Raw genomic sequence first — 13435 nt, 5'->3', positions numbered from 1 at the left:
AGCTGCACTGCCGTGGCTACATGCGAACGCGGGGTTATCACCATCCCGACGGCTGAAGTGACCGCACACGCAGAGGTTCCGCCAGCCACCCAGGCCGAACACACGCCGACCGTTCCAGCCGAACACCTCGAGCTCGCTGCCCCAGCTGAGCACGCCGACGTCGATGACAACCACGGCGAGAGCCTCAACCGCCTCCGCGCGGCTGTCCTCGGCGCCAACGACGGCATCGCCTCCACCGCCGCGGTCCTCGTCGGCGTGGCCGGCGCGACCAGCAACCCGCAGACCATCGCGATGTCCGGCCTGGCCGCCGTCATCGGCGGCGCCGTATCCATGGCACTCGGCGAGTACGTTTCCGTCTCCTCACAGCGCGATTCCGAGCGCGCCATGGGCATGAGCCAACTGGTGAACCCGTGGTCGGCGGGCATCGCATCCTTCATATCCTTCATCTTGGGTGCCGCACTGCCGTTTGCCGCTGCCCTGTTCGCCCCCGTCGCCGTAATCTTCGGCGTGACCTTCGTAGCCCTGGCGCTCACTGGCGCCCTGTCGGCTCACCTCAGTAATGTACCGAAGACCCGCGCGGTGCTGCGCATCGTTATCGGCGGCATGGCGGCCCTGGCGGTCACCTTCGCCGTCGGCTCCGTATTCGGGGCGGCGATATAGCCCACCCCCTTCCCCAATAGCGCTGCAGCTTCCCTGCAAGATTCCTTGTAGATTCGGGGGCTGTAGCGCTATTTCACAACGCCACTGCACCGCGCCGCGAAGGAAATTGACGAAATCGTCAAAATCTACAAAGATGTCCAGGGTGTCTGTTGAAATAGACCGAGCTTCCCTCCTCACAGAAATTAGGTAAAGCCATGTCTTCCCTAGCAGTAGAAGCCCAGGATCTCGAGCTAAAAGGTGACGAGGGCCGAGTGTTCGGCCCTCTTTCTTTCGCTATCCCCAACCAGGGTCTAACCAACCTGCTTGGCAAGGGTGGCTCCGGCCGCACGGCCCTGGCTCTGGTTCTTTCTGGCCGAATGAAGCCCACCGGCGGCTCGCTAAGCGTGCTCGGCGAATCCAAGCCAAAGCCGATCCGCTCCCGCGTAGCCATCGCGGGCGTGGAGCAGATCGACCTGCTGGAGCGTTCCGTCACGGTCCAGGACGTGCTCACCGAGTCTATGTCCTGGTCGAAGCCGTGGTTCATGCCGATGCGCAAGGCCACCCAAGAGGACCTGGAGCGCTTCTGCAACTACGTCTACGGCGACCGCGACCTGCCCCCGCTGGATGCCTACATCTCCCAGCTGGACAACCTGGACAAGATCATGCTGCGCATCAGCTTGGCCCTGTCGCCCGCCGACAACAAGCCCGTCGAGCTGCTGATCATGGACGACATCGAGCAGGTGCACGAGAACGACGACCGTGCGATTCTATTGCAGGTGCTCGAGCGCCTTTCGCGGGACATTCCTGTGGTCGTTAACTCGTCGAACCCCATTGTCGGCCCTGTGGCGCCACACAAGGTTATTGAAATTGACGCCAACGCTGGCCACGCGCACCCGATTCATACGGGACTGCGCGAATACCCTGACCCGGCCGAAGCCGAAGCAGACCAATACGACCCTGCACTGGACGACCCAGAGCTCGACGACCTGGACATCCCCGAAGACCACACCAACACCACAGAGCAGAAGGAGAACCGTTAATGCTCGCCGGTTTCAAACTCAACAGCGAAATCCGCAGTTTCAAGCGCAACCGGCTCACCCGAGCCGCACTCGTCATCCTTGTGCTTATGCCGCTGCTGTACTCCGCCCTATATCTCTGGGCATTCTGGAACCCCTTCGGGAACCTGAACAGCCTGCCCGTCGCACTGGTTAACAGTGACAAGGGAACCAACGTTGAGGGCGAGGAACTGCGCGCCGGCGACGAGGTGATTCAGGGACTAAGGGACAACGACCAGATCAGCTGGATCGAAACGGATGCCGAAGATGCCCGCAAGGGCGTGGAATCCGGTCGGTATTACTTCTCCCTCGAGTTGCCGGAGAATTTCTCCGAAGCCGTGGCCTCCCCCACCTCCGATAACCCGGAGAAGGCCAACCTCATCAGCACTTACAACGACGCCAACGGTTTCCTATCGACCATGATCGGCCAGAACGTCATGCGTGAGGTCATCAGCGTGGTGGGCGACAAGATCAGTGCCGAGGCCGTGGACAAGGTCCTCGTCGGCATCGTGGACGCCGGCTCCGGCATGCAAAAGGCCGCCATCGGCGCCGGCAAGCTCGCCGACGGCACCGCTGAACTGAAGGACGGGTCTATCCAATTGGACGACGGCGCCAACAAACTCGCCGACGGCCTGGCCACCGCCAAGGATGGCTCCGGCAAGCTGCGCAAGGGCGCAACCGATCTGGACGACGGACTCGTCAAGCTCCACGACGGCTCGGGCAAACTAGCCGACGGTACTGACGAGCTCGCCACGAAGGTGAACGCTGCGGCCGACAAGATCAACGGCAAGGCCGGAAAGCTCAACGAGCTGGAAGATGGCGTCAATAAACTCGGCGACGGAGCAAGCCAGGTCAACGACGGAGTGCAGAAGCTCAACACCCAACTCGGTGGCGTGACCAAGGCCCAGGGCGACCACGCGGCTAACCTGCGTGGACTCTCCCGCGACCTGCGCGGCACCGGCGTGCCCGCCGCCATCACCGCAGCCGACGAGCTGGACAAGGTCGCCTTCGCCCTGGAAACGCAGGGCCTCGGCCCGAAGTCGCAGAACGCATCGGACTTGAAGCGCCTGGCCGACGGCAGCGCACAGCTGTCCTACCAGCTCAACGACCCGAACGCGCCACTGCGCAACGGCGTGACCGAGCTGAAGGGCCTGCCCGGACAGTTCAAGCAACTGCAGGACGGCGTAAACGAGCTCAACGACGGTGCGCAAACGCTCAACGAAAAGATGGGCGAAGCCTCCGACGGCGCGGGCAAGCTGAAGGACGGCGTGATCAAGCTGGACGACGGCAACACCAAGCTCAAGGACGGTGCGGATAAGCTCGTCGAAGGCACCGGCAAGGCCAAGGACGGCACCGCCAAGCTGGACGACGGCGCCTCCGAGCTGCACACCAAGCTCTCCGATGGCTCCAAGCAGGTTCCGAATTGGAACGAGGGCCAGCGCCTGGCCACCGCCTCCACCATCGGTGGACCGGTGGATCTGAAGAGCGATAACGATTCCGGCAACCACACCTTCGGCGCCGGCATGGCACCGTTCTTCTTCAGCATGGCGCTGTTCATCGGCGGCATCATGGTCTACGTGATGATCAAGCCGCTGCAGGCTCGAACCGTCAACTCTGGTGTGCACTCCTGGCGTGCGGCGCTCTCCGGCTTCCTGCCGACCGGCCTACTCGCCATTGGCCAGGCAGCTGTCGTGGTCGGCGTGACCGTCTGGGGCGTGGGCATGGAAGTCGATAACCTGCCGGGACTGTTCCTCTTCGCTGCCCTCGTGGCACTGGTATGGATGCTGATGAACCAAATGTTCATCGCGTTCATGGGGCCTGGACCAGGCCGCGTGGCAGCCCTAGCGGTGCTCATGTTGATGATCGTCGCCTCGGGAGGCCTCTATCCCGTCGAGACACAAAACAAATTCTTCCAATTCCTGCATCCGTTCGACCCAATGACGTACACAGTCAACGGCTTCAGGCAGCTGATCTACGGCTTCTACGACGAACGCCTGCCGATCGCAGTGGGAGTGCTGTTCCTCGTCGGCCTCGGCTGCTTCCTGGTCACCACGCTATCGGCTCGCAGCCAGCAAACGTGGACCATGAAGCGACTGCACCCGGTGCTGAACGCTTAAGGTTCGGTGGGACGAGGGGGCGTCACAAAACCTTGTCGGCGCCCTCGACACCCAGCAACAAATCCGGGTCGATCTTCTGCCCCGCGCGCAGGGTAGAGATCGACCCGTTGGATTCCAGAATCATGCACGCGACCTCGCTAAAGTCGCGCACACCCGCCTTGCGCGCGGCCGTGGCGATAGCGGTCTCGGTGATGTGGTTGCGCTGCAGAGTCTCCTCCAGCACCTCGCCGTGGGCGATCAGCACCGTCGGGGGCGGGTTGATAGTGCGGCGCAAGGCCACGACGTCCTGCACGGCGCCGAAGAGAGCCTCCATGCCCATGAGGGTGAGCAGGCCGATCACGCCCGCGGCCAATGACGGCGGGTGGCCCAGAACAGTACGGCCCGCGACAGCACCGAACATGAAAATAACGACGGCATCGAAGCCGCCCAGCGGGCTGAGGATGCGCTGCCCGAACAGCCGCACCGCCACCAGGAACGTCAAGTAGATACCGACGGCGGCGACCATGACCACCGGGATGCGCCACAGATCAATGCCGAGCTGTTCCTTCAGCACCGGCCCCCACCCCTGCGGCGGGGTGAAATCCGCCGCGCTTATCGCAACCGTCGTGAGTGATTCATGCATCCCGCCAAACATGGATACTCATTGTACGCCCAGGTAGAGGGCACGCTACTTTTCGAGTTCCTCGTCTGGGATCTCGCTCTTCACCTCGTCGGTGATGGTCTCGTGCAGCTCCTTGTCCTCGATGTTGGACTCGCCGACCAGCTTGCGCAGCTCCTGGCGATCCTCGTCGGTGTACTCCTCATCGTCGTGCTCGCGGGCGTGCGCGAGCTCGTGGATGCGGTCGCGGCGTTTGGACTCCGCAAAAATGCGGGCGCGGGAGCGAACCCACCAGACGATCATCACGACGATCATCACCAGGCCGATGTAGCCGATCACCGGGTAGACGTAGGTCATGAGGGTATCGAAGCCCACGAAGCTGATGCCGTAGCCAATCAGCGTCACCACGATAAACACCGGGCGGAAGGACTTGTCGGTGCTGGCGGTCAGGCGCTTACCCAGCGCGTAGAACATGCCGATCGCGGTGTTGAAGATCATGAAGAAGATGATGATCGCCATGATCACGCCCAGCACCGGACTGATGTCGTCCATCATCGCGAGCATCGGCACGTCGCTGCCCTGGACGGTCTCGACGTTCAGGTACAGGGTGATCGCCGCGATGATCAGCATTACGGTGTACAGCACGCCACCCATCAGGCCACCCATGCCGGCCTCCTTCGGGGAGGCGTAGTTACCGCCGATCACCAGGGACATGGACACACCCAGCAGCAGCGCCAGGCCGTTGTAGTTCAGGGCGGAGACGAACCACGGGGAAACGGGCGACTCCTCCGCCATCGCGATCTCGTTCAGGTGCGACGTGTCGGAGGGCATGTTGATCATCGTGTACACGAAGGCGAAAATCACCGCGATGATGATCAGCGGGGTCAGCGCGCCGATGACCTGGCTGACCTTCTCCACGTCCAGCATTCCGGCGGCCAGCACCACGCCCGTCATTAGCAGCGCGCCCGCCCAGGCGGGCAGGCCGAACTGTTGCTCCAGGTTGGAGCCCGCGCCGGCGAGCATCACGAAACCGACGGCAAACAGGGTAATCGTCACGGAGACATCCAAGAACCGCGAGACGATGGGGTGCGCGACGTTGCGGAACACCATGCGGTGCTCGTCGGCCAGGAAGTAGCTGCCGACCTGCAGGATCACGCTACCGGCGAGGGTCATGACGATGCCGGCCAGCACCGCGCCCCAGATGCCGTTGAGACCGAAGGAAATGAAGTATTGGATGACTTCTTGGCCGGTGGCGAAGCCCGCGCCGACGGTCAGCCCGACGAAGGCCATGGCGATAGAGAATGTTCTCTTCACGCTGAAGAAACTCCTTCACTAAAACGTCACTAAAAACTCGGAATCTGCTTAGGATGCAGAAACAGAAATTAGAAAAGCAAATTATGCGATTTTGTCCGAACTATGACTGTACTCCGTCGGATCCCCTACAGCACTTCAGCTAGCAACGCCTCACAACTCGCGCACCACACGCCCCGCGCCCGCGATAGCCTCCCCGACATAACCGCCGCCGAACACCGCCGCATGCAGCCACAACAGGTGCTGCTGGTGCAGGTTCACGCTCTGCGCACCTGTCCCCCAGCCATCCACGTGCGGGCTGGCCTCGAAATACGCGCCCTCGATGCTGCTCAGGTGCGGCGCGCCGAAGAGCCGCAGCGCCGCCAGGTCCGCGCGCGGATGGCCGCCATGCGCGCTCGGGTCGATGAGGATTGCTCCTTCTTTATTTCTTGACGCTCTATTTCTTGACGCCACCTTCCCCCACAACACATTCCCCGCCCACAGATCACCGTGGATGCGAGCCGGAGGTGTGCCATCGTCCAGCTGCCCGGCGCGCAAGGCCTCCAGCAGCCGGGTAACCTCGGCGGGAATGTCCGCTGCTGTGGCGCCACCGAATACACGCGCAACCAGCGGAGACAAGCATACGTCCGCGTAGAACTCTCCCCAGCTTTCGGAGGTTTTCAGGGGCAGCTTCAAGAGGTTGTCGTTGGGGCCTTGGAATCCGGACTCCCCCGTCGGCGAGAACCCGAAGTGGGGCGCCCCCGCGGCATGCGTGGCCGCCAGCATTCGGCCGAAATCCTCGGCCATGGCGCGTGTGGGCGTCATCGGCTCTACCCGATCAATCCCCAACCCACGAGAATCGTGCTCGTGAACGGCGACAACCGGTGCGCCTCCCGGGGCTTCGGCGAGCCAGCGCAGGCCCGCGACCTCCCAAGCGCCGGGGCGACCAGGGTTGTTCTTCCAATAAATGTCAGAAATAGCCATGCCTCCCAGTGTTACAGCGTTACGGCTTCGGCGCGGCAGCGTTGCTGTGGCGGCAGGCTGGCGGGCGCCTGAAAGCCCAGGAAAATCGGCCTACACTGGGAGTTGAAGGTCATCGAACCGGAAGGAGCATAATGAGGATCGTAGACAACGGACCAGAGGCCAATGTCTTTGACATTGAAACTGCCACCCGAGAGAACACCAACTACCGCACCACCGCTTGGACGGGCAAGTACCTGCAGGTGACCCTCATGTCCATCGCCCCCGGCGATTCCATCGGCCTGGAGGTGCACCACGATACCGACCAGTTCCTGCGCCTGGACGCAGGTGTGGGCAAGTGCATCATGGGCCCGGACAAGGACAACATGACCATCCAGCAGGAAGTTTCCGACGGCTGGGCTGTGCAGGTTCCGGCTGGTGTGTGGCACGACATCATCAACACCGGTGACGAGCCAATGCAGGTGTACGCGGTCTACGCGCCGAGCCACCACGCTAAGGGCATCGTCCAGGAGACGGCCGAGCAGGCGGAGCAGGACGAGGAGTCCGGCAAGGACGTTCCGCCGGAGTGGACCGTTCAGCCTCCGAAGCAGCAGGCCGACGAACACGCCTAGAGCTGGTTGAGCCGGCTTGAGCTGGCCTGAGCTGGCTGGCACAGCGGCTGGGTTAGCTGGCGACAGTGGCACCTCTTTATGAGGTGCCACTTTTCTTTTGCCTGTGCCTACCGTGCCCCATGTACCGCGTAGCTTCCGCCGTGCGCCCTGCACCTGGCGGCATGCACCGTGCGAACTGCAATTGGCGGCATTCACCGCGCGACATCCACCGCATAACCTCCACAGCGCCGGAACCGCCCACGCCACTCACGCTACATGCGCCCCTTATGCCCCACAGACTCCACAGTTGCGAGCGGGCTACAACGCCAATGTCCCAAATCTTCCACTTTCGGCAAAAAGCACATTTGCAGCCCAGTTCCCAAAATCGTTTGACCTGCGCAAATACATTAGTTATAAAAACAGAGTGGAAGATTTGGGACATCACCCCCTGACACCACGCGCCCATACCCCCGGACTACACGCCCAACCCCCGGTATGCCATACCTCGCGATCGCGGTACGTTAGCATGTGAAACTAAACAGCGTTCAAGGGTGGTACGCCCACATAATCACCCTAGAACTCGCACAAGAACTCGCACGAGAAGTTTCACGACAGCTTTGAGGAGACCGACGATGACTACCGCTGAAACGAAGCCAGCCACCGAAACCGGCGAAAACGCAGGCACCGCAGACACCGCAAGCACCCCAGCAACCGCAGGCACCCCAGGAACCACCGAAACCCCAGAAATCCTAAACCTCGCCCGCACGAAGGTCCTGGAAAACGGCGAGCCCCTGAACTACGAGGAAACCCTCCAGGTCCTGCAGCTCGGCGACGAGCACCTGGACGAGCTACTGGACCTGGCCCACCAGGTCCGCCTGAAGTGGTGCGGCGATGCCGTGGAGATGGAGGGCATTATCTCCCTGCAAACCGGCGGCTGCCCCGAGGACTGCCACTTCTGCGCCCAGTCGGGCCTTTTCGAGTCCCCGGTCCGCTCCATCCAGCTGGACATCGCCCAGCTGATCGAGGCCGCGAAGCAAACCGCCAAGACCGGCGCCACGGAGTTCTGCATCGTCGCCGCCGTGAAGGGCCCGGACGAGGACCTGATGAACCAGATGGCCAAGGCCATCGCCGCCATCCAGGCGGAGGTCGACATCAACATCGCCGCATCCATCGGCATCCTCACCCAGGAGCAGGTCGATCGCCTGAAGGAGCTCGGCGTGCACCGCTACAACCACAACCTGGAGACCTGCAAGAGCTACTTCCCGGAGGTTGTCACCACCCACACCTGGGAGGAGCGCACCTCCACCCTGGAGATGGTCCGCGACGCGGGCATGGAGGTCTGCTGCGGTGGCATCGTCGGCATGGGCGAGACTGTCGAGCAGCGCGCGGAGTTCGCCATCGACCTACAGAACCTCGACCCCACGGAGGTTCCGCTGAACTTCTTCGACCCCCGCCCAGGCACTCCGTTCGCGGACCTCGAGCCCATGCCGGTCAACGATGCTCTGCGCACCATCGGCGCGTTCCGCCTGGCTCTCCCCCGCCAGCTGCTGCGTTTCGCAGGCGGCCGCGAGCTGACTTTGGGCGACCTGGGCGCGGAGAAGGGCCTGTTGGGCGGCATCAACGCCGTCATTGTGGGCAACTACCTGACCACGCTGGGCCGCCCCGCCGAGCGCGACGTGGATATGCTCGGCAAGCTGCAGCTGCCGATCAAGGCGCTGAACGCAACCCTGTAGGCGCACCGTGACTTCCTCGATGCCTTTAAGCGAACTCACCGCCCTGTTCGTCTTGGGCGGTACCCCTTTATATGACGCCCATACGGGCCAACCACTCGACGCTTCAAACGAAACCTTGCGCGTCGGCCGTGGGGCACTTGCGCAGGCGAGCCGCGGGGCGCTGGCGGGTTTGGAGCCGCCGCGTTTCTGCCCGCTGTGCGGGCGCCGCATGAAGGTGCAGGTGAATCCGATGGGCTGGACGGCGGAGTGCTCCCGGCATGGCGATGTGGATTCTTCGATTGTGGTGGATGCGTAGCTTGCAGGACGTAGTGTGGAACCACCGCTAGTTGCGGCGACAAAACTTCCTCCATCTTGACGTTCCACCGACGAAAGGCACCACAACCATGGCAGCTCCGGAGATTTCCGCCAGCACCACCGTCAACGCACCCGCCAGCAAGGTCTGGCAGCGGGTTACAGACCTGTCTGCGATGGGTCAGCGCAGCCCGCAGTGCAAGAAGATGATCCTGCTGCCACGTCGCAAGAGCAGCGCAGCTGGCACGGGCAACGTTGGCGCCAGCGCCAGCGCAGGCGCGAACGCAGCCGGCGCGGACGCGAGCGGTTCCGCGGGCGCGGCCCCAGCTCCGGGCACCGTCACCATCAACTTCAACCGCCAGGGCATCCTCTGGTGGCCCACCTGGGCGGTCGTCACCGAAGTCGAGCCGGAGAAGGTCTTCGAGTTCAAGATCCCCCTGAACGGCACGCGCTGGCGCTTCGAGCTCACCCCCACCCCCGACGGCTCCCAGACTGTCCTCACGGAGAAGCGCCTGGCTCCCGGTGGCAAGACCTCCCTGATCTCCCGTGTGCTGGTCGCGGTCGTCCTCGGCGGGGAGGAAAAGTTCGAGGCTAGCCTGCAGGAAGGAATCCAGCAGACCATCCGTGCGCTTGCTAGGGAAGCTGAAAATTTTTAGGTACAGTTCACTCTCGTGAGTGATCAGACCAACGTAACTACCGCCACTTGGCCCCGTTCTAGAATCATCGCAGCCTGGGTAGCGGCGAATGCGGTTATCGTTGGAATCCTGATCTTCTGGCCCTTCGCCAAGGGCGACCCGATGTATTACTTCCGTAATTCCTTGGGCAAGCCCACGCATCCCAGCCATGGCGCGCTGCCGCTATCCGAGTATCCGGATGCCGGCCTGTGGCCCGTCCGCGCGATCATCCAGCTGAGCGGAGACCACGCCTATGTTTTCCTCACCCTGTTCTCTGGGTTCCTCATTGCCCTCAGCACGGCATTCTTCTTCTACCTGCTGAATCGCAGCCACCGCGCCGCACTGTTCTGGACCGCCTTCACCGCCGCCGCGGGGCCTATCGCCTACTCTCGCCTGGATCTCATCCCCGGCCTGCTGGTCGCCGCCACCGCAGCCGCACTGTTCACCCACCCGAAGCTCGCCTCCGCACTGCTGGGGTTCGCGGCCATGTCGAAGCTGTGGCCCGCCGCGCTGGCCGCCGGGCTGGTGGATAAATGGAATCGCTCCGCCACCTGGGTTCGCCTGGCCACATTCGGCGGCACCCTCGTGGTCGTCGGCACGATCACGGCGCTGACCTCCGGCTGGGATCGCCTGGTCTCCCCGCTGACTTACCAGGACGTCCGTGGCCTGCAGATCGAGTCGATCCTCGCCACTCCCCTGATCGTCGCGGCTGCGTTCTTCCCCGGCCATTGGCACATCGATAAGGCCCCGTCGAAGAGTTTCGAGATCTTCGGCCCGGGCGTGGATCAACTGGTCACGGCCAGCAGCGTGTTGATGGCGTGCACAATGTTGTTCGGCCTGGGCTGGGCTCTGTGGCACTTTCTTGGTGACGCCTGGTCTCCCCGCAGTACCGCCCTGTTCTTCCTGACTATGGTGCTGCTGCTGATCGTCTCCAACAAGGTGTTCTCCCCGCAGTACGTCGTGTGGTTCGGCCCGGTGTTGGCAGTCCTGTTGGCAAAGCAGCCGGACAACCCCGGCGCCTCCGCGCAAGCTGGAACGAGTAGCGAGGCCGACGCGCTGCGCAAACTCTCGTGGCTCAGCGTGCTTGTCGCAGCCCTGACCACGGCAGTGTTCCCCTTCACCTACAACCTGCTGTTTGAAGGCCCCCACTGGTTCGCAGCCCTCGTACTCACCGCCCGGAACATCCTGATGGTGTACATCACCTACCTGGCGCTAAAGGCCACCATCCACGCCGGGTTAAAGTCGCAGGCCGCGAAGAAGCGGGAGGCTGGGGGCGTCATAAAGAAAGAACCTTTAAAGGAAAAAGCCTAAGAATAACGGCGCACGTTGCGATCGCGCGTGAGCCACATTCCGCAGAAACCGCAGGCCCACACGGTGGCCACCGCGATCCAGGCCACGCCGAAGTCCGACCAGCCGTAGTTACCGTCCGGGGCGCGCAGGTTCAGCAGCACGCCGACGGCCTGGGCGCCGATCATGCCCGCAACCCAGCCGCCCATGTTCGCCAAGCCGGTGCCGGTGGCGACGAAGCGGCGGTCCACCTTCTCGCGCACGGAGTCGAAGCCCAAGTTCGCGACGGGGCCGGTGAAGCCCATGACGATGTTCATCAGGCACGCCGCCCACAGCACGCCCGTCGGCGCGGAGGTGAAGAACCACAGCCAGCCCAGCCAGCCGGTGATGGAGAAGATCATGACGATCTGCATGCGGCGGTTGTAGAAGCGGGCGGACAGCAGGCCGACGATCGGGCCGACCGCCACGGAGGCCAGCGTGCCCAGCGAGAGCGCCAGGCCGGCCTGGTCGGCGGGCAGGCCCAGTCCGAGGGTCATGATGGGCAGACCCCACAGCAGGGTGAACACCACCAATGCACCCAGGCCCGTCCAGTGGATGAAGAAGCCGTGCCAGCAGACGCGGTTGGTCAGCACGTTGGCCAGGATCTTCTTGACGCCCAGGCGCTCGGCGGGCTTGGCGGCGGTGGTGGTCTTCTCAGACTCGGTGGTATTGGCTCGTGCCGCGGCTTCCTCGGCCTCCGGCTCCGGCGAGTCCTTCACCAGCACTCCCGCGGCCAGCGCCAGCAGTGCGCCAACCGCGCCGAGGCTCACGAAGCCGGTCTGCCAGCTGGTCGCGTGCAACAGGCTCAAGAAAGGCACGGCGGACAGGAACTGGCCAAACTGCCCCACCGCGCCCGTCAGCTGGCCGAGCAGCGGTGCGTGGCGCAGCGGAATCCACGCGGGGATCAGGCGCATCACGGACAGGAAGGCCGTCGCATCACCCGCACCGATCAGCATGCGGGCGAAGATCGCCACCGGGTAACTCGTGGTGAAGGCCAGCGTGACCTGCCCCACCGCCATGACAAAGGCGCCGGCAACCATCAGCTTGCGCGGGCCGAAGCGGTCCACCAGCAAGCCCACCGGGATCTGTGCGAAGGCGTACACGGCCAGCTGTAACGCGGTAAAGACCGCCAGCTGCGCGGCGTTAATGTGGAAGCGATCGATGGCATCCACGCTGGCCACTCCAAAGGACGTGCGCCCCGTTACCGCCAGGGTGTAGCACAGCACCCCGGCTCCCCACACGATGAGCGCGCGAGCGCTGAGTTTGTCTTTATCCTTAGCAGTCACTCACCTCACGCTACTCCGTGGGTTATGGATAGACTTATTCACCATGAGTTTTACCCGCCCCTTCACTAATCGCCGCCGCGTTCTGGCCGCCGTTGTGGCCCTGCTGGTAGTTATCGCGCTGGTGATCTGGGCCGTTCTGGGTTTTTCTGGTGAGGACGCCCCCTCGGCCTCCAATACCACCAACTCCAGCGAGGGCTCGTCCAGCTCCGATACCTCGGATTCGGCGAAGCCCAGCGAGAAGAAGCCAAAGAAGGACGGCAAGCGGGAGGACGAGGATGATCCCTCGGTGGTTCCGGGGCCGGTCGAGGGAACCGGGTCTTTCAACATGGACGGCCCCGCCCCGGTGCAGGGTGCAACGTTCGACTCAATGCCCTACGCCCTGCCGCTGAACCCGGCGGGTCCGCAGAACACCATGGTGCGCTGGGTCGATGGCTGGGGTGTATCGCCGAAGGATGCGGAGAAGGGCACGATGTACATCCTGGGGCATGCGTGGGGTGCGGCACCGCTGGTGTTTAACCCCTTGAGCGAGGCGGTGACGGCGGATGTGAACCTGAATGCTCCGCCGAAGAACGTGAACGGCACGGATGGCAAGCCTGTGAAGCGCTACTCCTCCGATGTCTTGAACGGCGCGCGAATCAAGATGCGCGACGGCGCGAACCACCAGCGGACCTGGAAGGTCACTCGCAGCTGGCTGGTGGATAAGAACGAGGCCATCGTGGACCCGGACATTATGGACGACAAGCGTCCGGGGCGGATCGTGCTGATCGCCTGCTCGGTCTCCGGCAGCAACGACCTCGGCTACAACGTCATCGTCGAAGGCGAGCTGGTTTAGCCCGCTAGCGGCGAGCGGCTCCG

General features: G+C 63.3%; 13 protein-coding genes. 9 read left to right on the top strand and 4 right to left on the bottom strand.

Annotated elements, in window-relative coordinates:
- The first annotated feature begins 12 nt into the window (after window positions 1-12).
- The 3 genes from HMPREF3166_RS09015 to HMPREF3166_RS09005 all read left to right on the top strand — a co-directional run bounded on the left by HMPREF3166_RS09015 (window position 13) and on the right by HMPREF3166_RS09005 (window position 3811).
- On the top strand, window positions 13-660 hold the full coding sequence (locus HMPREF3166_RS09015) for a VIT1/CCC1 transporter family protein (RefSeq protein ID WP_070488882.1): 648 nt from the start codon (window positions 13-15) through the stop codon (window positions 658-660).
- 194 nt (window positions 661-854) lie between these two features.
- On the top strand, window positions 855-1679 hold the full coding sequence (locus HMPREF3166_RS09010; RefSeq protein ID WP_070488879.1) for an ATP-binding cassette domain-containing protein: 825 nt from the start codon (window positions 855-857) through the stop codon (window positions 1677-1679).
- Window positions 1679-3811, top strand: coding sequence for a YhgE/Pip domain-containing protein (locus tag HMPREF3166_RS09005; RefSeq protein WP_070488876.1), 2133 nt, complete (start codon window positions 1679-1681; stop codon window positions 3809-3811). Before HMPREF3166_RS09010 ends, HMPREF3166_RS09005 begins: the two co-directional genes overlap by 1 nt.
- A gap of 22 nt (window positions 3812-3833) precedes the next feature.
- On the opposite strand, the gene HMPREF3166_RS09000 is transcribed toward HMPREF3166_RS09005, so the two are convergent.
- From HMPREF3166_RS09000 to HMPREF3166_RS08990, 3 genes are all read right to left on the bottom strand, one after another.
- Entirely contained in the window at window positions 3834-4445 is a 612-nt protein-coding gene (locus tag HMPREF3166_RS09000; RefSeq protein ID WP_049050391.1) for a DUF421 domain-containing protein, read from the bottom strand.
- Between the two features lie 33 nt (window positions 4446-4478).
- Entirely contained in the window at window positions 4479-5699 is a 1221-nt protein-coding gene (locus HMPREF3166_RS08995; RefSeq protein WP_070488874.1) for a YkvI family membrane protein, read from the bottom strand.
- Window positions 5700-5873: 174 nt separating this feature from the next.
- Window positions 5874-6683, bottom strand: coding sequence for a fructosamine kinase family protein (locus HMPREF3166_RS08990; RefSeq protein WP_070488871.1), 810 nt, complete (start codon window positions 6681-6683; stop codon window positions 5874-5876).
- Between the two features lie 131 nt (window positions 6684-6814).
- Here HMPREF3166_RS08990 and HMPREF3166_RS08985 point away from each other — a divergent pair, with 131 nt between their 5' ends.
- From HMPREF3166_RS08985 to HMPREF3166_RS08965, 5 genes are all read left to right on the top strand, one after another.
- Complete coding sequence (locus HMPREF3166_RS08985; RefSeq protein ID WP_070488869.1) at window positions 6815-7291, top strand: cupin domain-containing protein; 477 nt, start codon at window positions 6815-6817, stop codon at window positions 7289-7291.
- Between the two features lie 611 nt (window positions 7292-7902).
- The gene (gene bioB, locus HMPREF3166_RS08980) at window positions 7903-9003 is read left to right on the top strand and encodes a biotin synthase BioB (protein ID WP_083293859.1); all 1101 of its coding nucleotides are present in this window, start codon (window positions 7903-7905) and stop codon (window positions 9001-9003) included.
- Window positions 9004-9022: 19 nt separating this feature from the next.
- On the top strand, window positions 9023-9298 hold the full coding sequence (locus HMPREF3166_RS08975) for a biotin synthase auxiliary protein BsaP (protein WP_049050395.1): 276 nt from the start codon (window positions 9023-9025) through the stop codon (window positions 9296-9298).
- An 88-nt stretch (window positions 9299-9386) separates the two neighbouring features.
- The gene (locus tag HMPREF3166_RS08970) at window positions 9387-9950 is read left to right on the top strand and encodes an SRPBCC family protein (protein ID WP_070488866.1); all 564 of its coding nucleotides are present in this window, start codon (window positions 9387-9389) and stop codon (window positions 9948-9950) included.
- Window positions 9951-9965: 15 nt separating this feature from the next.
- Window positions 9966-11279: a DUF2029 domain-containing protein gene (locus HMPREF3166_RS08965; protein ID WP_070488863.1), complete on the top strand. Its 1314-nt coding sequence runs from the start codon at window positions 9966-9968 to the stop codon at window positions 11277-11279.
- Here the strand turns inward: HMPREF3166_RS08965 and HMPREF3166_RS08960 are convergent.
- Entirely contained in the window at window positions 11276-12580 is a 1305-nt protein-coding gene (locus HMPREF3166_RS08960) for an MFS transporter (RefSeq protein WP_070488861.1), read from the bottom strand. The two genes, HMPREF3166_RS08965 and HMPREF3166_RS08960, sit on opposite strands and share 4 nt — an antisense overlap.
- 43 nt (window positions 12581-12623) lie before the next feature.
- Between HMPREF3166_RS08960 and HMPREF3166_RS08955 the strand changes: the two genes are divergently transcribed.
- Entirely contained in the window at window positions 12624-13412 is a 789-nt protein-coding gene (locus tag HMPREF3166_RS08955; RefSeq protein WP_070488858.1) for a sortase family protein, read from the top strand.
- The last annotated feature ends 23 nt before the right edge of the window (window positions 13413-13435 follow it).

Origin of the sequence: Corynebacterium sp. HMSC08A12 (genome assembly GCF_001807485.1) — a bacterium.
Lineage (GTDB): Bacteria > Actinomycetota > Actinomycetes > Mycobacteriales > Mycobacteriaceae > Corynebacterium > Corynebacterium evansiae.
This window is presented reverse-complemented; position numbering and strand designations above follow the sequence as displayed.

Bases quoted from the DNA above. Each gene is read 5' to 3' on its own strand.
- HMPREF3166_RS09010 (WP_070488879.1), top strand. From the start codon at position 855: ATGTCTTCCCTAGCAGTAGAAGCCCAGGATCTCGAGCTAAAAGGTGAC.
- HMPREF3166_RS09005 (WP_070488876.1), top strand. From the start codon at position 1,679: ATGCTCGCCGGTTTCAAACTCAACAGCGAAATCCGCAGTTTCAAGCGC.
- HMPREF3166_RS09000 (WP_049050391.1), bottom strand. From the start codon at position 4,445: ATGTTTGGCGGGATGCATGAATCACTCACGACGGTTGCGATAAGCGCG.
- HMPREF3166_RS08995 (WP_070488874.1), bottom strand. From the start codon at position 5,699: ATGGCCTTCGTCGGGCTGACCGTCGGCGCGGGCTTCGCCACCGGCCAA.
- HMPREF3166_RS08990 (WP_070488871.1), bottom strand. From the start codon at position 6,683: ATGGCTATTTCTGACATTTATTGGAAGAACAACCCTGGTCGCCCCGGC.
- HMPREF3166_RS08985 (WP_070488869.1), top strand. From the start codon at position 6,815: ATGAGGATCGTAGACAACGGACCAGAGGCCAATGTCTTTGACATTGAA.
- bioB (WP_083293859.1), top strand. From the start codon at position 7,903: ATGACTACCGCTGAAACGAAGCCAGCCACCGAAACCGGCGAAAACGCA.
- HMPREF3166_RS08975 (WP_049050395.1), top strand. From the start codon at position 9,023: ATGCCTTTAAGCGAACTCACCGCCCTGTTCGTCTTGGGCGGTACCCCT.
- HMPREF3166_RS08970 (WP_070488866.1), top strand. From the start codon at position 9,387: ATGGCAGCTCCGGAGATTTCCGCCAGCACCACCGTCAACGCACCCGCC.
- HMPREF3166_RS08955 (WP_070488858.1), top strand. From the start codon at position 12,624: ATGAGTTTTACCCGCCCCTTCACTAATCGCCGCCGCGTTCTGGCCGCC.